The organism is Streptomyces sp. A1277 (assembly GCF_004795015.1).
GTDB lineage: Bacteria > Actinomycetota > Actinomycetes > Streptomycetales > Streptomycetaceae > Streptomyces.
The window spans coordinates 65249-90710 of record NZ_SSBI01000033.1 but is presented as its reverse complement, the minus strand read 5'-3'; the positions used below and the strand labels follow the sequence as shown (position 1 = coordinate 90710).

The following is a 25462-nucleotide window of genomic DNA, read 5'->3' as shown; positions in this document are numbered from 1 at the left end:
GCGCGAGCCCGTCCCGGTCGCTCAGGGCGAGCACACCGCCCCGGGCCATGCGGCCGCGGTCCACCCCGTCGAGCCGGCCGGCCATGCCGTGCTCCCAGGCGCCCCAGGCGAGCGACCGGCCCGGCAGTCCGTCGGCGCGCCGCTGCTCCGCCAGGGCGTCGAGGAAGGCGTTGGCGGCCGCGTAGTTGGCCTGGCCCGGGGTGCCGAAGGTGGCCGCCGACGAGGAGAACAGCACGAAGTCGGCCAGCTCGGCGTCGCGGGTCAGTTCGTGCAGGTGCAGTGCGGCGTCCGCCTTGGCGTGCAGCACCGCGTCGAACCGGTCCGGCGTGAGCGAGGTGATCACGCCGTCGTCCAGGACGCCGGCGAGGTGGACCACGGCGGTCAGCGGATGCGCCGGGTCGACCGCTGCCAGGGCCCCGGCCAGGGCGGCCCGGTCGGCCGCGTCGCAGGCGGCCAGGGTCACGTCGGCGCCCAGTTCCGCGAGTTCGGCCCGCAGCGTTTCGGCGCCGGGGGCGGCCGGTCCGCTGCGGCTGACCAGCAGCAGGTGCCGTACGCCGTGTCCGGCGACGAGGTGACGGGCGACCAGGCCGCCGAGTGCGCCGGTGGCACCGGTGACCAGCACGGTGCCGTCCGGGTCCCAGGCGGCGCCGGGCTCCTCGGGGACGGCGACCCGGGCGAGCCTTGCCGCACGCAACTCGCCTCCCCTGATGGTTAGTTGAGGTTCCCCGGTGCCGAATGCGGCGGGCAGGGCGAGGACCGAGGCATCCGTCCCGTCGAGGTCCACGAGGTGGAAGCGGCCGGGGTTCTCCGACTGGGCGGTCCGCACCAGGCCCCAGAGCGGCGCACAGGCCAGGTCGTCCGGGCGCGCGGTGCCGTCGCCGAGCGCGCCCCGGGTGACGAAGACCAGTTTCGCTCCGGCGAACCGCTCGTCGGCGATCCAGGACCGCACGGTCCGCAGTGCCGCGCCGGTGATGTCCCGTATGGCACGGGCCGGGTCGGCCCCGGCGTCGGAGGCGACGGAGACCAGGACGGTCCCGGGCAGGGTCATGCCCGCCGACGCGGCGGCCGACAGGGCCTCCAGGTCGGCGAACGACTCGGTCCACACGCCCGACCCGGTCAGGGTGTCCATGATGCCCAGCGCGTCCGTACCGACCAGCGCGCACCGGCCCGCCCCGGCCTCCGCCTCCGGCACCGGCTGCCACTCGACGCGGAACAGCCCGTCCACCGCCGACGCCTCGCGGGGGCGGCCGACGGCGTGGGGCCGCAGTGTGAGCGAGGCGATCGAGGCGACCGCCCGCCCGGCCGGGTCCACGGCGCTGAGCGCCACCTCTTCGGCGCCGGTCGCGGTCAGCCGTACGCGCAGTGCGGTGGCGCCCTGCGCGTACAGGGCGGCGCCCGCGAAGGAGAACGGCACGAGCCGGCCGGCGGCGCCGGGCAGCAGGTGGGCGAGTCCGTGCAGGGCCGCGTCGAGGAGGGCGGGGTGCAGCCCGTACCGCCCGGTGTCGTCGGGGACCGGTTCGGGCAGCGCCACTTCGGCGTAGAGCTCGCCCTCGCGCCGCCAGGCCGCGGTGAGCCCCTGGAAGGCGGGGCCGTACGCGACACCGGTCCCGCCCGGGTCCTGGTCGCCGTCGTAGAGCCCGTCGAGCGGCACTTCCAGCGCGCCCCGCGGCGGCCATACGGAGGTGTCGAACGGCTCGCCGCCGGACGGGGCGGCCGCGGCGAGGGTGCCGGTCGCGTGCAGGGTCCAGGGCGTCTCGGCGGGCGCGTCGGCCGGCCGGGAGGAGATCCGTACGGTGTGGTTCCCGGCCGGTCCCGCGGGCTCGGTCAGGACCTGGAGCTGCCGGTCCCCCGCGTCCAGGGGCAGGGGCGCGGACAGCACCAGTTCGTCCACCAGGCCGCAGCCGGCGTGGTCGCCCGCGTGCACGGCCAGGTCGACGAGTGCGGTGCCGGGCAGCAGCTCCACCCCGGCGACGAGGTGGTCCGCGAGCCACGGGTGGGCGGCGGTGGAGAGCCGCCCGGTGCAGACGGACCCCCCGCCGGACAGCGGGACGCAGGCGCCGAGCAGCGGGTGGTCGGCGCCGCTGAGTCCGGCGCCCGCCAGGCCGGCCGGGGCCGAGGCGTTCTCGGCCCAGTACCTCTGGTGGTGGAACGCGTACGTCGGCAGGTCGACGCGGCGGGCCCCCGTGCCGTCGTAGAACTCCGGCCGCCGCGCGCCGTTTCCGTGGACGAGCAGCGGGGCCAGCGCGGCGGCGAGCGTCCCGGTCTCGGGCCGGCCTCGGCGCAGGGCGGCGGCGCGCACGACCGGTGCCGCCCCGGTGTCGTCGCTGTCGTCGTTCGCCAGGCACTCCCCGACGGCGGCCGTGAGGACCGGGTCCGGGCCGAGTTCGACGAAGGTGCTCACCCCGTCCGCGCGCAGCCGGGTGACCGCGTCGTGGAAGCGCACGGTCTCGCGGACCTGGCGCACCCAGTACTCCGGCGTCCCGAAGGCGTCCGGCTCGGACGCGAGGGAGCCGCCGGTCGGCACGACCGGGATCTTCGCCGGGTGGTGGGTGACGGACTCGGCGACCCGGCGGAACTCCTCCAGCATCGGGTCCATCCGGGCGGAGTGGAAGGCGTGGCTCACCCGCAGCCGCTTGGCCCGGCGGTCCGCGAACCGCCCGGCCACCGCGAGGACGGCTTCCTCCTCGCCCGACAGCACCACGGCCCCAGGGCCGTTGACCGCGGCGAGGTCCACGCCCTCGCCCAGCAGGGGGGTGACCTCCGCCTCGGTCGCCCGCAGGGCCAGCATCGCGCCGCCCATGGGCAGCGCCTGCATCAGCCGTGCGCGGGCCGCGACCAGTCGGCAGGCGTCCTGAAGGCTCAGTACGCCCGCCACGTGCGCGGCGGCCAGTTCACCGACCGAGTGGCCGGCCAGCTGGTCGGCCACGACGCCGAAGGACTCCAACAGCCGGTACAGGGCCACTTCCAGGGCGAACAGCGCGGGCTGCGCATACCCCGTACCCGACAGGGCCTCCTCATCGGTGAACATCAACTCACGCAGCGAGGTACCGAGTTCGGCGTCGAGGTGCTCGCACACCGCGTCCAGCGCCTCGGTGAACGCGGGCGCGGACGCGTACAGCTCGCTGCCCATGCCGACCCGCTGGCTGCCCTGCCCGGTGAACAGCATCGCGGTGCGGTGCCGCGCGGCCCGGCCGTGCGCGACGCCCGGTGCGGCGGTGCCGGCCGCGATGGCGTCCAGCCCGGCCAGCAGCCCTTCCCGGTCGGCGGCGACCGTGAGCGCCCGGTGGTCGAACAGGGGGCGCGTGGTGGCGAGCGAGTAGGCCACGTCGAGCGGGTCGAGCCCGGGGTTACGTGCGAGGTGGTCGCGCAGGGCCGCGGCCTGGCCGGGTACGGCCGCCTCGGTACGGGCCGACACCAGCAGCGGCAGCACGGGCGGCGCCGGCCGGGTCGCGGGCGCCGGGGCGGCTGCCTGCCGCTCGGCCGGGGCTTCCAGGATGACGTGCGCGTTGGTGCCGCTGATGCCGAAGGAGGAGACACCGGCGCGGCGGGGGCGGTCGGTCGTGGGCCAGGAGACGGTCTCGGTGAGCAGTTCGACCTGCCCGCCCGACCAGTCGACCTCTTCGCTCGGCCGGTCCACGTGCAGGGTCGGCGGCAGCACGCCGTGCCGCATGGCCTGCACCATCTTGATGATGCCGCCGACGCCCGCGGCTGCCTGGGCGTGCCCGATGTTCGACTTGAGGGAGCCGAGCCACAGCGGCCGGCCCTCGGGCCGGTCCTGGCCGTACGTGGCAAGGAGCGCCTGGGCCTCGATGGGGTCGCCGAGCACGGTCCCGGTGCCGTGGCCCTCGACGGCGTCCACCTCTGCGGGGCGGAGCCCGGCCCGGTCCAGGGCCTGCCGGATGACGCGTTGCTGGGCGGGGCCGTTGGGCGCTGTCAGGCCGTTGGACGCGCCGTCCTGGTTGACCGCCGAACCCCGGACGACGGCCAGCACCCGGTGTCCGTGGCGGCGCGCGTCGGAGAGCCGTTCGAGCAGCAGCATGCCGACGCCCTCGGCCCATCCGGTGCCGTCCGCGGTGGACGAGAAGGACTTGCAGCGGCCGTCTGGGGCGAGGCCGCGCTGCCGGCTGAAGTCGATGAAGGTCCCCGGGGTCGCCATCACGGTGACCCCGCCGGCCAGCGCCGTGTCGCACTCGCCCGCGCGCAGCGCCTGCGCCGCGAGGTGCAGCGACACCAGCGAGGAGGAGCAGGCGGTGTCGACCGTCACGGCGGGCCCTTCGAGGCCCATCAGGTAGGCGACGCGGCCGGTGACGACGCTGCCCGCCGAACCGGTGCCGAGGAACCCCTCGGCACCCTTGGGGATGGTGTGCAGCCGGGCCAGGTAGTCGTGGTACATGACGCCCGCGAAGACCCCGGTGCGCCGGCCGCGCAGGGTGGCGGGGTCGATGCCCGCCGACTCCACGGCCTCCCAGGACGTCTCCAGGAGGAGGCGCTGCTGCGGGTCCATGACCAGCGCCTCGCGCGGCGAGATCCCGAAGAACGCCGCGTCGAACTCGGCCGCGTCGTGCAGGAACCCGCCCTCGCGCACATAGCTCGCGCCGCCGGTGTCCGGGTCGGCGTCGTACAGCCGCTCCAGGTCCCAGCCCCGGTCCTCGGGGAACGGGGTGACGCCATCGGCGCCGGTGCGCACCAGGTCCCACAGGTCGTCGGGGCCGCGGACGCCGCCGGGGTAGCGGCAGGCCATGCCGACGATGACGACGGGGTCGTCCGCGTCCGTGCGGCCCGGGCGCCGTACGGGCGCGGCCGGTTCGGCGGGCTCCTGACCGAACAGCCGCTCCAGTACGTGGCGGGCGACGGCCTCGGCGGTCGGGTGGTCGAAGACGAGGGTCGCGGAGAGCCGCAGACCGGTCGCCGCGTTGAGGTGGTTGCGCAGTTCGACCGCGGTGAGCGAGTCGAAGCCCAGCTCGCGGAAGGGCAGGTCGGGGGCCACGTCGTGCGCCGAGCCGTGGCCGAGCACGGTGGCCGCCCGCTCCCGGACCAGTTCGCACAGGGCGGCGAACCGCTCCTCGGACGGGAGCGGGGCGAGCCGGCCGGTCAGCGAGTCCGCCGTGGCGGTGCCGGCGGCGGCCGCGCGTCGCCGGGGGGCGCGGACCAGGCCGCGGAAGACCGGCGGCAGGTGCTCGGCGGACTCGCGCAGCACGGCGAGGTCGAGGCGGACGGGCAGCACCGCCGCGTGCCCGGTGGCGGCCGCGAGATCGAACAGTGCGGTGCCGTCGGCGACGGACAGCGGCACCACGCCGCCCCGTGCCATGCGCCGCCGGTCGGCCTCGCCGAGCTCGCCGGTCATCTCGCCCGAGCCGTCCCACAGGCCCCACCCCAGGGAGAGCCCGGGGAGCCCTTCGGCACGGCGGCGCTGGGCGAGCGCGTCGAGGAAGGCGTTGGCGGCGGCGTAGTTGCCCTGCCCGGGCGCGCCGAGCGCGGCCGAGACCGAGGAGTACAGGACGAACGCCGACAGGGGCGCCTCGCGCGTCAGCTCGTGCAGGTGGAGGGCTGCGTCCACCTTGGGCCGCAGCACGTGCGCCACCTGCTCCGGCGTCATGGACGTCACCGTCGCGTCCGCGAGGACACCGGCGGTGTGTACGACACCGGTCAGCGGGTGTGCGCCGGGCACGGTGGCGAGGGCGGCGGCGAGGGCGTCCCGGTCCGCCGCGTCGCAGGCCAGGAGGCTGACATCGGCGCCGAGCCCGGTCAGTTCGGCGACCAGCTCGGCGGCGCCCGGCGCGGCGGGCCCGCGACGGCTGAGGAGCAGCAGGTGGCGGACGCCCCGGGCGGTGACCAGGTGGCGGGAGATCACACCGCCGAGTTCGCCGGTGGCACCGGTGACGAGCACGGTGCCCTCGGGGTCGTACGCGGGCGCCTCGCCCATCGGCGGTGCGACGGCCAGCCGGCAGGCGAACAGCTCACCGTCACGGACGGCGAGCTGCGGCTCGGACGAGCCGCACGCGAGGTCGGCGGCCTCGCTCAACGCCCCCTGTGCGTCGATGAGTTGGAACCGATCCGGATGTTCGGACTGCGCCGACCGCACGAGACCCCAGACGGCCGCGCCGGCCAGGTCCCGTACGTCCTCCTCGGGCCGGACCGCCACCGCCCCGTCGCAGACGAGGACCAGGCGGGCGTCGGTGAAGCGCTCGTCGGAGAGCCAGTCCTGAAGAAGGGCGAGGGTGCGCAGAACGGCGTCGTGGGTGCGGTCGGCCGGTGCGGTTCCTTCGGTTCCTGCGGCCGCTCGGGCCACCACCACGTCGGGCAGGGGCTGTCCGGCGTCGATCGCCGCGCGCAGGGCCGCCAGGTCGGGGTACGCGGCCGGGCCGCCGTCCTCGCCGATCAGCACCCAGCCGGGCGCGTGGGGCCCGGAGGGCGCGTGGGGCCGGGAAGGCGCGTCCGGCCCGGAGGGCGCGTCCGGCCCGGAAGGCACGTCCGGCCCGGAAGGCACGTCCGGCCCGGAAGGCACGTCCGGCCCGGAAGGCACGTCCGGCCCGGAAGGCGCGTGGGGCCCGGAAGGCGCGTGGGGCGCCGCGATCCGCGTCCAGTCCAGCCGGAACAGGGCGTCCCGCAGGGCGGCGTCCGCCGATGCGGCAGCGCCGGATTCCTCGGAGTCCCGCGCGTCCTGGGCCATCGGCCGAAGCGTCAACGAGGCGACGTCGGCGACGGGCCGGCCCGTGACGTCGGCGACCTGGACGGAGACGCCGTCCGGCCCGCCGAGCGTCAGGCGCGCCCGGAGGGCACCGGCCCCCACGGCGTGCAGGGCCACCCCGTTCCAGGAGAACGGCAGCTGCCCGGGAGCACTCTCGCCCCCGTCCGCCCGGTCACCGGTGGCGCCGAGCGCCATGGCGTGCAGGACCGAGTCCAGGACGGCCGGGTGCAGTGGGTAGGCGTCGGCGCCCGAGGGCTGGGCGGGGTCGTCGAGCAGGGCTTCGACGAAGATTTCGTCGGCCCGCCGCCATGCCCGGCGCAGCCCGCGGAAGACGGGACCGTACTGGAGGCCGAGCCCGGCCAGGGCCGCGTAGAGCCCGGCCGTGTCCAGTTCCTGCGCGCCGTCCGGGGGCCACTGGGTGAGGTCGTACGCCGGTTCCTCGTCCCGGGCCGGGGCGAGCAGGCCGGTGGCGTGGCGCGTCCAGCTGTCGGCGGGCTCGCCGTCCTGCCGGGAGGACACCTGTACGGTGCGGCAGCCGGTGGCGTCCAGCGCGCCGACCAGCAACTGCACGTGTACGACACCGTTCTCCGGGATCACCAGGGGCGCCGTCAGGGTCAGCTCCTCGACCCGTTCGCAGCCGACGTGTTCCCCGGCGCACAGGGCGAGGTCGAGAAGCCCGGTGCCGGGGAACACGATCCGCCCCGCCACCTGATGGTCCGCGAGCCAGGGATGCGCCTGCACTGAGAGCCCGCCCAGGAACAGCACGTCCCCCGAGTCCGCCAGGCTGATCACGGCCTGGAGCAGAGGATGCCCGGCCCCGGCGGAACCGAGCGGAACCGGACCCGCCGTGAGCCGGGCGGTCGGCCAGTAGCGCTGGTGCTGGAAGGCGTAGGTGGGCAGGTCGGTGGTGCGGGCGCCGGTCGGGGCGTAGAACGCCGCCCAGTCGACGTCGGCGCCGTCCGCCCAGAGCCGGGCGAGCGCGGTGACGGCGGTGGTGGGTTCGGGCTGCTTGCGGTTCAGGGCGGCTACGGCGAACGCGTCCTCGTCGGTCTCGCCGATCGCGCCCACGAGGCTTGCGTCCGGGCCGAGTTCGAGGAAGCGGGTGACGCCGAGGGCCTTGAGGCGGGTGACCGCGTCGGCGAAGCGGACCGTGCCACGGACCTGGTCGGCCCAGTACGACGCCGTGAACTCGGTGACCGGCTCGGCGGTGAGGGTGGAGACGATGGGGATACGGGGGGTGTCGTACGTCAACTCGCTTGCGACGGTGACGAATGGGGCCAGCATCGGGTCCATCAGGGACGAGTGGAAGGCGTGGCTGACGTCCAGCCGGCGGCCCTGGTGGTCGGGCAGGCGGTTCGCTATGGCCTCGACGGCCTCGCGCGTACCGGAGACGACGACCTGGCCGGGGGCGTTGACCGCTGCTATGGAGACGCCGTCCGTGAGGAGAGGTGTGACCTCGTCGGGGGTGGCGCGTACGGCCCACATGGCGCCGCCGGTCGGCAGTGCCTGCATCAGCTTCGCGCGGGCGGCGACCAGACGGCAGGCATCCGCGAGGGACAGCGCCCCGGCGACGTGCGCGGCGGCCAGTTCACCGACCGAGTGGCCGACGAGGTAGTCCGGGTGGACGCCCCACGACTCGAACAGCCGGAACAGCGCCACCTCGACCGCGAAGAGCGCGGGCTGCGCCCATCCGGTGTTCTTCAGCGCCTCCGCGTCGGTGAACATGACCTCGCGCAGCCCGTCGAAGTGCCCGCACACCTCGTCCAGCGCCGCCGCGAACACCGGGAACGCTTCCGCCAGCTCCCGGCCCATACCGACGCGCTGGCCGCCTTGGCCCGAGAACACGAACCCGGTCAGGCCGTCCCGAGCCACGACCGGTACCAGCTGCTCGCCGAGTCGCGTACGCAGCTCCTCGGTGTCCGCGCCCAGGACGACCGCGCGGTGCTCCAGCGCGGCCCGGGTGGTCGCCAGCGACAGGCCGACGTCGACCGCGTCCCGGTCACCCGCCCCGGATGCCAGTCGCCGTGCCTGTTCCGCGACACCGGCCGCCGTCTTCGCGGACACCAGCCACGGCACCACCGGTGGTACAACATCCGAAACCGCCACCGACTGCGTGAGGGCCGGCGGCTCCTCGATGATCACGTGAGCGTTCGTCCCGCTGATTCCGAAGGACGACACCCCGGCCCGGCGGAGCCGTTCGGAGTGCGGCCATGCGCGGGGCTCGGACAGCAGCTCGACCGCGCCTGCCGTCCAGTCCACGTGCGAGGACGGGGTACCGACATGGAGGGACTGGGGCAGGGTCTCGTGGCGCATCGCCAGGATCATCTTCATGACACCCGCGACACCGGCGGCGGCCTGCGTGTGACCGATGTTGGACTTGATCGAGCCGAGCCACAGCGGCTGATCGGCCGGACGGTCCTGGCCATAGGTCGCAAGGAGCGCCTGCGCCTCGATCGGGTCGCCCAGCTTCGTACCCGTACCGTGCGCCTCCACCGCGTCCACCTCGGCGGCCGTCAGACCGGCGGTGGCCAGGGCTTGGCGAATGACGCGCTGCTGCGAGGGACCGTTCGGCGCGGTCAGGCCGTTGGACGCACCGTCCTGATTGACCGCGCTGCCGCGCACGACCGCCAGGATCTGGTGGCCGTGGCGCTGGGCGTCGGACAGCCGCTCCAGGACGAGAACGCCGACGCCCTCGCCCCAGCCCGTACCGTCCGCGTCATCGGAGAACGCCTTGCACCGGCCGTCACCGGCAAGACCCCCCTGCCGCTCGAACTCAATGAAGGCCCCGGGCGTGGACATGATCGTCACACCACCGGCCAACGCGAGATCACACTCACCCGACCGCAACGCCTGCGCGGCAAGGTGCATAGCGACGAGCGACGACGAGCACGCCGTATCGATCGTGACCGCCGGGCCCTCAAGCCCCAGCGCGTACGAGACCCGGCCCGACAACACGCTGCCCGAGCTGCCCGTACCGCCGTAGCCCTCGGCGGACTCCCCCGCCAAGGCCAACGCCGTCGGGTAGTCCTGGCCGTTCGTCCCCGCGAAGACGCCCACCGGGAGCCCGCGCAGCGAGTACGGGGCGATGCCCGAGCGCTCCAGCGACTCCCACACGACCTCCAGCAGCAACCGCTGCTGCGGATCCATGGCCAGGGCCTCACGCGGCGAGATCCCGAACAGGCCCGGGTCGAAGTCCGCCGCACCCTCGACGAACCCGCCGACGCCCTGGTGGCCGTCCCAGCCCCGGTCCGGGGGGAACGCGTCCAGCGCGTCGACGCCGTCCGCCACCAGCCGCCAGAGTTCCTCCGGCGAGTTCGCCCCGCCCGGGAAGCGGCAGCCCATACCCACCACGGCCACGGGTTCGGTGCCGGCGGACTCCACGCTGTGAAGGCGCTGCTTGGTCTCGTGAAGCTCAAGCGTGACCTTCTTCAAGTACCCGAGAAGCTTGTCCTCGTTACTCATCAAGCTCACCGCTTCCCGATCTCATGGTCGATAAGAGCAAAGATGTCGTCGGATGTAGCCGCTTCGATCTTTGCCGAGATGTCCACGGCGCTCGTCTCGGATGGCACACCATCCAGTCGTTTCATCAGTTGTTGCAGGCGCGAGGCGACCCTCAGCCGCGCATACTCGGGGGCGGGCAGAGCCAGCAGGGCTGCCTCGATCCGGTCCAGTTCGGCCGCTACGTCCCGGACCTCACCGGCCGGCTCCTCGACCAGCTCGCCGAGCAGGAACTCGGTCAGGGCGAGGGTGGTCGGGTGGTCGAAGGCGAGCGTCGAGGGGAGTTTGAGGCCGGTCTCGGCGGTGAGGGCGTTGCGCAGTTCGACGGCGGTCAGGGAGTCGAAACCCAGGTCACGGAAGGCCCTCGACACCTCCACGGCCGCCGGGTCGGCGAATCCGAGCACGGCCGCGACCTGCCCGCGCACCACGTCCATCACCAACGAACGCCGCGCCACACCCGACAGTCCGGCCAACCGCTCGCTCAGCCCTCCGGCCTCAACGGCCGGACGATCGGCCGCACGCGGTGCGACCTCGTCCCACAGACGGTTCGCGCGCAACGCCGTCACGGACGATACGAACCGTTCCCAGTCCATGTCGGCCACAGCGAAGCAGCCGTCCGCGGAGCCCAGGATGTCCAGTGCGGTGCCGGGGTCGAGCGGACGTACGCCGCCCCGGCCCATCCGGGCCAGAACGGTGGCGTCGTCCGCCATCCCGCCCTCCGCCCAGGGGCCCCACCCGATCGAGGAACCGGTCAGGCCCTGGGCACGCCGGAACTCCACCAGTCCGTCCAGGGCCGCATTCGCCGCCGCGTACGCACCCTGCCCCGCACCACCCCACACACCCGCAGCCGACGAGAACAACACGAACGCGTCGAGTTCGCGCCCGAGCGAGGCGTGGTGGAGGTTCCACGCACCCGCTGCCTTCGCGTTCCAGACACCGGCCACCCGGTCAGGGGTCAGACCATCCACCACACCGTCGTCCAAGACACCGGCCGTGTGCACCACCGCCGAGACGTCGAACCGCTCGAAGAGCGCCTCCACCTCCCCACGCACGGCCACATCACAGGCCACCACGTCAACCTCGGCACCCAGCTCGCGAAGGCCGGTCCGCAGCTCCGGCGCGCCCTCCGCCTCCAGACCGCGCCGGCTCACGAGCACGACGCGCTCCGCGCCCCGCTCCACCACCCAACGCGCCACCCGAGCACCCAACACACCCGTACCACCGGACACCAACACCGTCCCCGCCGGCGACCAGACCGCATCCCCGGACCGCGCGGACGCGGGCGCCAGGCGGCGGCCCAGGACCGCCCCACCCCGCACCGCGACCTCGTCCTCATCCCCGTAACCACCGGCCAGCACGTCCATCAGCCGACCAACGGCCTCTCGGGACGTCTGATCCGGAACGTCGACCAGACCGCCCCAACGCCCCGGCTCCTCCAACGCCACCACCCGGCCCACGCCCCAGACACCGGCCCGCACCGGATGCGTAACCCCATCACCCGGCCCCGCAGACACCGCACCGGACGTCACCCACCACACCGGGCAACCCACCCCGGCATCACCCAACGCCTGCACGAGGACGGCCGACGCAGCGACACCGCCCGACCCCGATTCCTCCTGGCCCAGGAACGACACCACACGCGCGTGACCAGCAAACTCCGAAAGCCGAGCCGCCAGCGCCGACCGCTCCAGATCGCCGGACCCAAGCCGCAGCCGAGCAACCTCCCCGCCGCGCGCCATCAGCTCCTCCGCGAGCGCATCCGCCCACGCATCCTCCACACCCACCGGCTCAACCAGCAGCCATCCGCCACCCGACACATCGACCGCAGCGGACTGCAACGGTGCCCAGGACACCTCATAGCGCAGCTTGTCGGCCGCCTCGCGCTCCCGACGACGGCGCTGCCACGCCGAGAACGCCGGCAGCGTCTCCCGCAGCGGCGCCCCCACATCGACACCGAACTCCGACGCGAACAGCTCGTCGTCACCACGCTCCACCGCGTCCCAGAACACGGCGTCAGCCGCCGAAGCCACCACCGGCTCCCGGCGCACGCCCGGCCAGTAGCGCTCCCTCTGGAACGCGTACGTGGGCAGGCTGGTGGTGCGGGCGCCGGTCGGGGCGTAGAACGCCGCCCAGTCGACGTCGGCACCGTCCGCCCAGAGCCGGGCGAGCGCGGTGACGGCGGTGACGGGCTCGGACTGCTTTCGGTTCAACGCCGCCACGGCGAACGCGTCCTCGTCGCTCTCGCCGATCGCGCCCACGAGGCTTGCGTCCGGGCCGAGTTCGAGGAAGCGGGTGACGCCGAGGGCCTTCAGCTGGGTGACCGCGTCGGCAAAGCGGACCGTGCCACGGACCTGGTCGGCCCAGTAGGACGCCGTGAACTCGGTGACCGGCTCGGCCGTCAGCGTGGAGACGATCGGGATGCGCGGGCGCTCGTACGTCAACCCGCTTGCAGCAGAGGAGAATTCGGACAACATCGGGTCCATCAGGAACGAGTGGAACGCGTGGCTGACCTCCAGCCAACGGCCCTGGCGGCCTTCAAAGCCCAAGGCCACCGCCTCGACCGCCTCGCGCGAACCGGACAGGACGACCTGGCCGGGGGCGTTCACCGCCGCCACCGACACGCCGTCCACCAGCAGCGGAGTGACCTCGTCCAGCGTCGCCCGTACCGCCCACATCGCACCGCCGGCAGGCAGCGCCTGCATCAGACCGGCACGGGCCGCGACCAGCTGGCACGCATCGGCCAGGGAAAGCACCCCGGCCACATGCGCGGCGGCCAGCTCGCCCACCGAATGCCCGACGAGGTAATCCGGGCGCACCCCCCACGACTCCACCAACCGGAACAACGCCACCTCCACCGCGAACAACGCCGGCTGCGCCCAACCGGTGCTCTGCAACGCCTCCGCATCGGTGAACATCACCTCACGCAGCCCGTCGAAGTGCCCGCACACCTCGTCCAGGGCTGTCGCGAACACCGGGAAGACCTCTGCCAGCTCCCGGCCCATGCCCAGGCGCTGGCCGCCTTGGCCCGAGAACACGAACCCGGTCAGGCCGTCCCGAGCCGCTACCGGGACCAGCTGCTCGCCGAGTCGCGTACGCAGCTCCTCGGTGTCCGCGCCCAGGACGACGGCCCGGTGCTCCAGCGCGGCCCGGGTGGTCGCCAGCGACAGGCCGACGTCAATCGCGTCCAGACCCTCGACGCCGGTAGCGAGTCGCCCCGCTTGTTCCGCGACACCGGCCGCCGCCTTCGCGGACACCAGCCACGGCACCACCGGCAGCACAACATCCGAAACCGCCACCGACTGCGTGAGGGCCGGCGGCTCCTCAATGATCACATGGGCGTTCGTCCCACTGACCCCGAACGCGGACACACCCGCCCGCCTCGGCCGGTCACCAGCCGCCCAGTCCCGCGCCCGGTCCAGCAGCTCAACCGCACCCTCCGACCAGTCCACATGCGAGGACGGGGTACCGACGTGCAAGGACTGCGGCAGGATCTCGTGGCGCATCGCCAGGATCATCTTCATGACACCCGCGACACCGGCGGCGGCCTGCGTGTGACCGATGTTCGACTTGATCGACCCCAGCCACAGCGGCTGATCGGCCGGACGGTCCTGGCCATAGGTCGCAAGGAGCGCCTGCGCCTCGATCGGGTCGCCCAGCTTCGTACCCGTACCGTGCGCCTCCACCGCGTCCACCTCGGCGGCCGTCAGACCGGCGGTGGCCAGCGCCTGACGAATGACCCGCTGCTGCGAGGGACCATTCGGCGCGGTCAGGCCGTTGGACGCACCGTCCTGGTTCACCGCACTGCCGCGCACGACCGCCAGCACGTGGTGACCCTTGCGACGCGCATCCGACAACCGCTCCAGAACCAGGACACCGACGCCCTCACCCCAGCCCGTACCGTCCGCGTCGTCCGAGAACGCCTTGCACCGGCCGTCACCGGCAAGACCCCCCTGCCGCTCGAACTCCACGAACGCGCCCGGTGTCGACATCACGGTCACACCACCGGCCAGCGCGAGATCGCACTCACCCAACCGGAGCGCCTGCGCGGCCAGATGCAGAGCGACCAACGATGACGAGCACGCCGTGTCCACGGTCACCGCCGGGCCTTCCAGCCCGAGCGCGTACGAGACACGGCCGGACAGCACGCTGCCCGAGCTGCCCGTACCGCCGTATCCGTCTCCCGACTCACCGGCCAGGGCCAGCAGCGCCGGGTAGTCCTGGCCGTTCGTCCCCGCGAAGACGCCCACCGGGAGCCCGCGCAGCGAGTACGGGGCGATGCCCGACCGTTCCAGCGACTCCCATACGACCTCCAGCAGCAGCCGCTGCTGCGGGTCCATCGCCAGGGCCTCACGCGGCGAGATCCCGAACAGGCCGGCATCGAAGTCCGTCGCACCGGCGACGAAACCGCCGACAGGGGCGAAACCTTGGCCGGCCGCACCCCCGTTCAGCTCCCAGCCACGGTCGGCGGGGAAGGCGCCCAGGGCATCGGTGCCCTCGGCGAGCAGCCGCCACAGCTCCTCCGGGGAATCCGCGCCGCCCGGGAAGCGGCAGCCCATGCCCACCACGACCACCGGGTCATCACCCACGGCCCGGAACGCAGGCAGCACGCCCGGCACAGCGGCCTCTTCCTCCGCGCCGAACAGCTTGGTCACCACAAAGGTGGTCAGCGCATCGACCGAGGGGTAGTCGAAGACAACCGTCGATGCGAGCGTGAGGCCGGTCTCGGCGGTGAGGGCGTTGCGCAGTTCGACGGCGGTCAGGGAGTCGAAGCCGAGGTCACGGAATGCCTTCGACACCTCCACGGCCGCCGGGTCGGCGAATCCGAGCACGGCCGCGACCTGCCCGCGCACCACGTCCATCACCAACGAACGCCGCGCCGCACCCGACACCCCGGCCAGGCGTTCCCTCAGTCCCCCGCCACCAGCGGCTGGACGGTCCGCCCGACGCGGTGCGACCTCGTCCCACAGGGGATTCGGCCGCAGCGCGGTCATCCCGGGTACGAATCGCTCCCAGTCCACATCCGCGACCGTCACACAACCCGACGCCGAACCGAGGATGCCGAGGGCGGCCCCGGGAGCCAGCGGGGTCAGCCCGCCGCGCTCGGCGCGGGCCAGAACGGTGGCATCGTCCGCCATCCCGCCTTCCGCCCAGGGGCCCCACCCGATCGAGGAACCGGTCAGGCCCTGGGCACGCCGGAACTCCACCAGTCCGTCCAGGGCCGCATTCGCCGCCGCGTACGCCCCCTGCCCCGCACCACCCCACACACCAGCAGCCGACGAGAACAACACGAACGCGTCCAACTCACGCCCGAGCGAGGCGTGGTGAAGGTTCCACGCACCCGCTGCCTTCGCGCCCCAGACACCGGCCACCCGCTCAGAGGTCAGACCATCCACCACACCGTCGTCCAGGACACCAGCCGTGTGCACCACCGCCGAGACGTCGAACCGCTCGAAGAGCGCCTCCACCTCCCCACGCACGGCCACATCACAGGCCACCACATCAACCTCGGCACCCAGCTCACGCAGACCATCCCGCAGCTCCGGCGCGCCCTCCGCCTCCAGACCACGCCTGCTGATCAGGACGACACGCTCCGCGCCCCGCTCCACCACCCAACGCGCCACCCGAGCACCCAACACACCCGTACCACCCGACACCAACACCGTCCCCGACGGCGACCAGACCGCATCCCCGGACCACGCGGACGCGGGCGCCAGGCGGCGGCCCAGGACCGCCCCACCCCGCACCGCGACCTCGTCCTCATCCCCGTAACCACCGGCCAACACCTCCACCAGCCGGCCAACAGCGCCCTGAGACACCTCTTCCGGGACATCGACCAGACCGCCCCAACGCCCCGGCTCCTCCAACGCCACCACCCGGCCCAGACCCCACACGCCGGCCCGCACCGGATGCGAGACCGCATCCCCGGGCCCCGACGACACCGCCCCCGAGGTCACCCACCACACCGGGCAACCCACCCCGGCATCACCCAACGCCTGCACCAAAACAGCCGACGCGGCAACACCACCCGACCCCGACTCGTCCTGACCCAGGAACGACACCACACGCGCGTGACCAGCAAACTCCGAAAGCCGAGCCGCCAGCGCCGACCGCTCCAGATCGCCGGACCCAAGCCGCAGCCGAGCAACCTCCCCGCCACGCTCCGCCAGCCCCTCCGCGAGCGCATCCGCCCACGCATCCTCCACACCCGCCGATTCGACCAGCAGCCAGCCGCCACCCGTCACATCGACACCGGCGGCGCCCACGGCTCCCAACGGCGTCCAGGACACCTGGTAGGTCAGGCCGTCCCCGGGGTCCCGCTCCTGCCGCCGGTCCTTGGCGCCTTCGGGGTTCTGCATCCAGTAGCGGTCCCGGGCGAAGGGGTAGGTCGGCAGGTCGGTGGGCCGCGCGTCCGTGGCGTCGTAGAAGTGGTGCCAGTCGACCGGGTGGCCGTCTGCCCACAGCTGGGCCAGGGCGCGCACCGGCGTGCCCGGCTCGGGCCGCTTCCGGTTCAGCGCTGCCAGGGTGAGGGCGTCGCCCTCGCACGTCTCGTCGATGGCACCGGTCAGCGTGGCGTCCGGGCCCAGCTCCAGGAACCGGGTGACGCCGAGCGACTTCAGGTGGGTGACCGCGTCGGCGAAGCGGACCGCGCCTCGGACCTGGTCCACCCAGTACGACGCCGTGAACTCCGCGACCGGCGCACCCGTCAGCGTGGAGACGATCGGGATGCGGGGGGCGTCGTACGTCAACTTGCCGGCGGCTGCCGCGAATGCGGAGAGCATCGGGTCCATCAGGGGCGAGTGGAAGGCGTGGCTGACGTCCAGCCGGCGTCCCTGGCGGCCCTCGAAGCCCGAGGCCACCGCTTCGACCGCCTCGCGCGTACCCGACACCACCACCTGCCCCGGAGCGTTCACCGCCGCCACCGAGGCGCCCTCCACCAGCAGCGGAGTGACCTCGTCCAGGGTGGCCCGTACCGCCCACATCGCACCGCCGGCCGGAAGCGCCTGCATCAGACCGGCACGGGCAGCGACCAACCGGCACGCATCGGCCAGCGAGAACACCCCGGCGACGTGTGCGGCGGCCAGCTCACCCACCGAATGCCCGACCAGGTAGTCCGGGCGCACCCCCCACGACTCCACCAGCCGGAACAACGCCACCTCGACCGCGAACAACGCCGGCTGCGCCCAACCGGTGCTCTTCAACGCCTCCGCATCGGTGAACACCACCTCGCGCAGCGGCCGGTCGAGCAATCCGTCGAAGTGCGCGCACACCTCATCCAGCGCCGCCGCGAACACCGGGAACGCCTCCGCCAACTCCCGGCCCATGCCGACCCGCTGGCCACCCTGGCCCGAGAACACGAAGGCCAGGCGCCTCCGGCCGCGTCCGCCGCTGCTGCGGCCCGCAGCCGTGCCCTGGACCACGCGGCCGGCGGTTGCGTTGCCGGTGGCGAGGGCGGCCAGGTCGGTGAGGGCCGATTCCGCGTCGGGGGCCAGGACCACGGCCCGGTGCTCGAAGGCGGCGCGGCCCGTGGCCAGGGTGTGGCCGATGTCCTGGGGGCGGGTGTCCGGGTGTGCGGTCAGGGACGCGTGGAGGCGGGCGGCGAGCTCGGGAAGGGCCTCGGGCTGCCGGGTGGACAGGGGCCAGGGCAGCACCGGCGGGACCACCGTGCCTGCGGGCTCCTGCTCCTCCGGGGCGGGTGCCTCTTCCAGGATGACGTGGGCGTTCGTACCGCTGATGCCGAAGGACGAGATGCCCGCCCGGCGGGGGCGTTCGCCGCGCGGCCAGTCCTTGGCCTCCGTCAGGAGTTCCACCTCGCCCGCCGCCCAGTCGACGTGGGTCGAGGGCTGGTCCGCGTACAGGGTCTTCGGCAGCGTCTCGTTCCGCATCGCGAGGACCATCTTCATGACGCCCGCGACACCGGCGGCGGCCTGCGTGTGCCCGATGTTCGACTTCACCGACCCCAGCCACAGCGGCCGGTCCGCAGGACGCTTCCGCCCGTATGTGGCAAGGAGTGCCTGCGCCTCGATCGGGTCGCCCAGTTTCGTGCCCGTGCCGTGCGCCTCGACCGCGTCCACGTCCGCCGGTGACAGGCGGGCGTTCTCCAGGGCGGCCCGGATGACCTGCTGCTGCGATGGACCGTTCGGCACGGTCAGGCCGTTGGACGCGCCGTCCTGGTTGACGGCCGTGCCGCGCACCACCGCCAGGACGCGGTGCCCGTCGCGGACGGCGTCGGAGAGGCGGCCCAGGACGAGCAGGCCGGCGCCCTCGGACCAGCCGGTGCCGTCGGCGTCGTCGGAGAACGCCTTGCAGCGGCCGTCTGCCGACAGGCCCTGCTGGCGGCTGAACTCCAGGAACATGCCGGGCGTCGACATCACGGTGACGCCCCCGACGAGGGCGAGGGAGCACTCGCCGGAGCGCAGCGACTGGACGGCCATGTGGAGCGCGACCAGGGAGGAGGAGCAGGCCGTGTCGACGGTGACGGCGGGGCCCTTGAGGCCGAGGGTGTAGGCGATGCGGCCGGAGGCGACGGCCATGGAGTTGCCGGTGAGGAGGTAGCCCTCGACGCCCTGCGGGAGTGCGGTGAGATGCGATCCGTAGCCGGTGGAGGCCGCGCCGACGAAGACGCCGGTGTCGGTGTTCTTCAGACCGGTGGGGTCGATGCCCGCGTGTTCGAATGCCTCCCAGGAGGTCTGGAGCAGCATGCGCTGCTGCGGGTCCATGGCGAGGGCTTCGCGGGGGCTGAGGCCGAAGAAGGCGGGGTCGAACTCGGTGGCGTCGTAGGTGAAGCCGCCTTCGCGGGCGTGGCTGGTGCCGGGCAGGCTGGAGTCGGGTCCGAAGAGCCGTTCCAGGTCCCAGTCGCGGTCGACGGGGAAGGTGGACATGCCGTCGCCGGCCCGGTCGAGGAGCTGCCACAGCTCCTGCGGGGAGCGGATGCCGCCGGGCAGCCGGCAGCCCATGCCGATGATGGCGATCGGCTCGGTGCTCGCGGCCTCGATCTCCCGCAGTCTGCGGTGGGCCTGCCGGAGGTCGCCGGTGACCTTCTTGAGGTAGCCGAGCAGCTTCTGCTGCTCGTCGTCGGCGCTGACAACGCGGTTCTCGCTCAAGACGTCCCACCAAATTCGCCGTCGATCATTTTGAAGAGTTCGTCAGCCGTTGCCGACTCGAGTGCGTCGGTCTCGTCGTCGTCCGTGAGGTCGCCGAGGCCCATGCCCGGCGCCGCCGCCGTCGCCGTACCGGTCGCGGCGGTCCACTTCTCGGCCAGCGCCCGCAGCCGCCGTTGCACCGTGTCGTCGCCGGCCGCACCGGCACCGGCGAGCCGGTCCAGGGTCTGTTCCAGCCGGTCGATCTCGTCCAGGGCTGTGGAGCCGTCCGCGACGGGGCCCGGAACGCCACCCGTGTCGTCGTCCGGGTCGGCGTCGGGGAGGAGTTCGGCCAGCAGGTAGTCCACGAGCGCGGCCGGTGTCGGGTAGTCGAAGACCAGCGTCGCGGGCAGCCGGGTGCCGGTCATGACGCCCATCCGGTTGCGCAGTTCGATGGCCGTGAGGGAGTCGAAGCCGAGGAATGCCTCGTCCGGGTCGATGTCCTCGGCCGAGCCGTGTCCGAGGACGGCGGCCGCCTGTCCGCAGACCAGGTCGAGCAGGTGGTCGGCGCGGTCGGCGGCGGGCAGGGCACGCAGCCGGCCCGCGAGTGCGGCGGCCGGTTCGGGGGCGGTCGCGGTGGCGGCCTGGGTACGCCGGGGTGCGGCGGCGCCCGCGAGGTGGCGCAGCATCGGCGGCACCGGCCCGGCGGTGAACGCCTGCGGTGAGGTGTCCAGTCGCATCGGGAGCAGGGCGGCCTCGTCGGCGGTCAGCGCGAAGTCGAGCAGGGCGAGCCCCGCTTGCGCGTCGAGCGGCCGGAGCCCGGCCTTCTCCATGCGGGCGATGTCGTTGTCGGTGAGGTGCCCGGTCATGCCCCGGTCGGCTATCCACGGCCCCCAGGCCAGCGCCACGGCGGGGACTCCCCGGTGGCGTGCCCAGCGGGCGAACTCGTCGAGGAACGCGTTCGCGGCGGCGTAGTTGGCCTGGCCCGCACCGCCCAGGGTGCCGGCCGCTCCCGAGAACAGGACGAAGGCGGCGAGGTCGCTGTCCTTCGTCAGCTCGTACAGGTTGAGGGCCGCGTCCGCCTTCGGCCGCAGGGTGGTGTCCAGCCGTTCGGGGGTGAGGAAGGGGATGACCCCGTCGTCCACCACCCCGGCGACGTGCACGACCGCGGTGAGCGGGTGCTCCTTCTCGACGGTGGCGAGGGTACGGGCGAGCGCGTCCCGGTCGGCCGCGTCGCACGCCTCGATCCTGACCCGGGCGCCGAGCTTCTCCAGTTCGGCGACGAGGTCGGCGGCGCCCTCGGCCTGCGGCCCCCTGCGGCTGGTGAGCAGCAGGTTGCGGACGCCGTGCCGTTCGACCAGGTGGCGGGCCACATAGTGGCCGAGGCCCCCGGTGCCTCCGGTGACGAGCACGGTGCCGTCCGGGTCGGGGCGGCTGGGCAGGGTGAGGACCACCTTGCCGATGTGCCGGGCCTGGCTGACGTGCCGGTACGCCTCGGGCGCGCGGCGCACGTCCCAGGTGGCCAGGGGCAGCGGGCGCAGCGCCCCCGCTTCGATGAGCCGCAGCACCTCGGTCAGCATCTCGCCGATGCGTTCGGGCCCGGCCTCGATGAGGTCGAAGGCCGCGTAGGCCACGCCCGGGTGCGCCTCGGTGATGCTTTCGGGGGTGCGGACGTCGGTCTTGCCCATTTCGAGGAACCTGCCGCCGCCGCTGAGCAGCCGCAGCGAGGCGTCCACGTATTCACGGGCCAGCGAGTTCAGTACGACGTCGATGCCGCCCGCCCCCGCCGTCGTACGGAAGTGCTCCTCGAAGTCCAGGTCGCGGGAGGAGGCGAGGTGGGTGTCGTCGATGCCGAGGGAGCGCAGCGTGTCGTGCTTGGCCGGTCCTGCCGTGCCGAACACCTCGGCTCCGAGGTGCCGGGCGAGCTGGGCGGCGGCCATGCCGACGCCACCGGCGGCGGCGTGCACGAGGACCGACTCACCGGGCTTGAGCCCTGCCAGGTCGACCAGTGCGTAGTAGGCGGTCAGGAAGACCACCGGCACGGACGCGGCCTGTTCGAAGGACCAGTCCTCGGGCATCCGGGCGATCATGCGCCGGTCGGCGACCGAGACCGGCCCGAACGCCTTGCCGAACATGCCGAGTACGCGGTCCCCGGGCGCGAACCCGGTGACGTCCGGGCCCACTTCGGTGATCACACCGGCGCCCTCGACACCCATCGGTCCGGGCTCTCCGGGATACATGTCGAGCGCGTTCAGTACGTCCCGGAAGTTGAGTCCGGCCGCCCTCACGGCCACCCGGACCTGGTCCGGGCCGAGCGGTTCCAGGAGCTCGGGGTCGGCGGCGAGGGTGAGGTTGGCGAGGCTGCCGCGGCCGGTGCTGTCGAGCCGCCAGGCCGCGGTGTCCGCCGGGGGCAGCAGGGTGTCGTCCGGGGCGGGGCGCACGAGCCGGGCGGCCCGTATCCCGCCGTCGCGGACGACGACCTGCGCTTCGTCGGACTCGATGAGCGCGGCGAACAGGCCGGCCGCCGTTCCCGCGGTCAGCGTGTCCCGGTCGAGGTCGGCGAGCACGAACCGGCCGGGCTCCTCCGACTGCGCCGAGCGGACGAGGCCCCAGACGGCGGCGGCCGCCGGGTCGCCCGGCCCCTCGGGGTCGCCCGCGGTCATCGCACCGCTGGTGACGAGGACGAGCCGTGCGGAGGCGTACCTGCTGTCCGCGAGCCAGCGCTGGAGCAGGGCCAGGACGCGGACGGTCAGGGACCGGGTGTCGGCCGCCATCGTGCCGGCGGTCACCTCGCCCGAGGGGTACGCGCCCGTGCACGGGACGAACAGCACGTCGGGGACCGTCCCTTCGGCGCCCAGCGCGTCCAGGCCGGGGACGAGACGGGCGTCCAGCGCGTCCGCGAGCCCCAGGGTGTCGAGCCCGGTGCTCTCGTCACCGAGCACCGCCCACGACCGGCCCGTGACCGTGGCCGCACCGGGTTCCGGCAGGGACACCGGCTTCCAGTCGAGCCGGAAGATGTCCTGCGGGGCCGTCGTGCGCGAGGAGCTGTGCAGCTGCGCGGCCGACACCTGGCGCATGGCCAGCGACTCCACGTGGGCGACCGGCTGTCCGGTGCCGTCCGCGATGGCCAGGGTCAGCGCGTCGGGCCCGGCCTGGGCCAGCCGTACGCGCAGGCTCGACGCGCCGTACGCGTACAGGGAGACACCGGACCAGGAGAACGGCAGCCTGCTGCGGCCGCTGCCGTCGAGCGCGAGGAAGGTCAGCGCCTGGAGCGCCGCGTCGAGCAGCGGCGGGTGCAGCCCGTAGGCGGCGGCCTCCTCGGCGTGCGGCCCCTCCAGGGCCACTTCGGCGAACACCTCGTCCCCGCTGCGCCATGCCTGGCGCAGCCCCTGGAACGAGGGGCCGTAGGCGAATCCGCCCTGCCGGTACATCTCGTAGAAGTCGGACACGTCGATGGTCTCGGCGCCGGGCGGCGGCCAGGCAGCGAGGTCGTACGCGGCTTCCGGCCGGCCGCCGCCGAGGAGCCCCGTCGCATGCAGGGTCCACGGGGCGTCGGGGGCTGCGTCGTCGCGCCGCGCGTGCAGCTTCAGCGGGCGCAGGCCGGACGCGTCGGGGGCGCCGATCTGGAGCTGCAACTGCACGGTGCCGTCGGCGGGCAGCACCAGCGGGGCCGCCAGCGTCAGTTCCTCCACCCGGTCGCAGCCGACCTCGTCGGCCGCCCGCATCGCCAGCTCCAGGAAGCCGGTGCCGGGGAAGAGGATCGTGCCCATCACCTCGTGGTCGGCGAGCCACGGCAGATCCCGTACGCCGATCCGTGCGGTGAACAGCCGCCCGTCGTCCCCGGCCAGCGCCACGGCGGCGCCGAGCAGCGGGTGCCCGGCATCGGCGAGCCCGGCCGCGGTCACATCGCCCGCCCGCGACACGGGCGGCTTCGGCCAGTAGCTCTGGTGCTGGAAGGCGTACGTGGGCAGAGCAACGGTACGGGCGCCGGTCGGCGCGTAGAACGCCCCCCAGTCGACATCCGCCCCGTCCGCCCAGAGCCGTGCCAGGGTCGTGACGGCGGTGGCGGGTTCGAAGTGCTTGCGGTTCAGCGCCGCTACGGCGAGCGCGTCGCCGTCGTACGTCTCATCGACCGCACCGATCAGGGTGGCGTCCGGGCCCAGCTCCAGGAACCGGGTGACACCGAGGGACTTCAGGTGGGTGACCGCGTCGGCGAAGCGGACGGTGCCGCGCACCTGGTCGGCCCAGTAGGACGCGGTGAACTCGGTGACCGGTTCGGCGGTGAGGGTGGAGACGATCGGGATGCGGGGGGCGTCGTACGTCAACTCGCCCGCGGCAGCGGTGAAGTCGGACAGCATCGGGTCCATCAGGGGCGAGTGGAACGCGTGGCTGACGTCCAGCCGGCGTCCCTGGCGGCCCTCGAAGCCCGAGGCCACCGCTTCGACCGCCTCGCGCGTACCGGACAGGACGACCTGGCCGGGGGCGTTCACCGCCGCCACCGACACGCCGTCCACCAGCAGCGGAGTGACCTCGTCCAGCGTGGCCCGTACCGCCCACATCGCACCGCCGGCGGGCAGCGCCTGCATCAGACCGGCACGGGCCGCGACCAGCCGGCACGCGTCCGCGAGGGAGAAGACCCCGGCGACGTGTGCGGCGGCCAGCTCACCCACCGAGTGGCCGACCAGGTAGTCCGGGCGCACCCCCCACGACTCCACCAACCGGAACAACGCCACCTCGACCGCGAACAACGCCGGCTGCGCCCAACCGGTGCTCTGCAACGCCTCCGCATCGGTGAACACCACCTCGCGCAGCGGCCGGTCCAGCAGCCCGTCGAAGTGGGCGCACACCTCGTCCAGCGCCGTCGCGAACACGGGGAAGACTGCCGCCAGTTCCTGGCCCATGCCCAGGCGCTGGCCGCCCTGCCCCGAGAACACGAACCCGGTGGAGCTGGTGCGGGCCCGGCCGGTGACGGTGTGCGGTGTCGGTTCACCGGCCGCCAGGGCCGACAGGGCCGTGCGCAGCTCGTCGGTGTCGGCGCCGATGACGACGGCCCGCTGGTCCAGTGCGGCCCGGGTCGTCGCCAGGGACAGGCCGACGTCGGCCGCGTCCCGGCCGTTCACGCCGGCCGCCAGGCGCTCGGCCTGTGCGGTCAGTGCGGGGCCCGTCTTCATGGACACCGGCCAGGGCACCACCGGCAGGGTGACGTCCGGGGTCACCGCCGGGGCCGGGGCGGGGGCGGGTGCCTCTTCGATGATGACGTGCGCGTTGGTGCCGCTGATGCCGAACGATGAGACACCCGCGCGCCTCGGCCGGTCGCCGCGCGGCCACGGACGGGCCTCGGTCAGCAGCTCCACGGCGCCGGACGACCAGTCGACGTGTGTCGACGGCTCGCTCACGTGCAGTGTGACGGGCAGTTCCCCGTGCCGCATCGCCAGCACCATCTTGATCAGACCGGCCACACCGGCGGCGGCCTGCGTGTGCCCGATGTTGGACTTGATCGAGCCCAGCCACAGCGGCCGGTCGGCGGGGCGGTCCTGGCCGTACGTGGCGAGCAGCGCCTGCGCCTCGATCGGGTCGCCGAGCGTCGTGCCCGTGCCGTGCGCCTCGACCGCGTCCACCTCGGCGGCCGTCAGACCGGCGGTGGCCAGGGCCTGCCGGATGACGCGCTGCTGGGACGGGCCGTTCGGGGCGGTCAGGCCGTTGGACGCGCCGTCCTGGTTGGTGGCGCTGCCGGTGACGAGGGCGAGCACCTGGTGGCCGTTGCGGCGGGCGTCCGAGAGCCGTTCGAGGACGAGGACGCCGACGCCTTCGGCCCAGCCGGTGCCGTCCGCGTCGTCGGAGAACGCCTTGCACCGGCCGTCCACGGCGAGCCCGTGCTGACGGCTGAAGCTGACGAACGGGGTGGGCGTGGAGATGAGCGTGACACCGCCGGCCAGGGCGAGGTCGCACTCGTCGCCGCGCAGGGCCTGCGCCGCCAGGTGCAGCGCGACGAGCGAGGAGGAGCAGGCCGTGTCGACGGTGACCGCCGGGCCCTCCAGACCGAGCGTGTAGGCGACCCGGCCGGACAGGACGCTGGAGGCGTTGCCGGTCATGAAGTAGCCGTCCGCGCCCTGCGGGGAGGCGATGAGCAGGCCGCCGTAGTCGGAGCCGTTGCTGCCGGCGAACATGCCGGTCCGGCTGCCGGACAGGGACAGCGGGT

At 73.7% G+C, this 25462-nt stretch carries 3 protein-coding genes (1 of these 3 only partly in view); all 3 read right to left on the bottom strand.

Annotated elements, in window-relative coordinates; all coding sequences use genetic code 11:
- On the bottom strand, positions 1 to 10150 hold a 10150-nt coding region (locus E6R18_RS21805), incomplete at its 3' end, for a type I polyketide synthase (RefSeq protein ID WP_136318586.1).
- A 5-nt stretch (positions 10151 to 10155) separates the two neighbouring features.
- A complete protein-coding gene (locus E6R18_RS21800) occupies positions 10156 to 19287 on the bottom strand; it encodes a type I polyketide synthase (protein WP_136318585.1) in 9132 nt (3043 codons plus the stop codon).
- Positions 19284 to 25462 carry the 3' end of a type I polyketide synthase gene (locus E6R18_RS21795; RefSeq protein ID WP_136318584.1) on the bottom strand. It continues 17896 nt past the right edge of the window, so only the last 6179 of its 24075 coding nucleotides appear in the window; its start codon lies off the right edge, out of view; its stop codon occupies positions 19284 to 19286. Before E6R18_RS21795 ends, E6R18_RS21800 begins: the two co-directional genes overlap by 4 nt.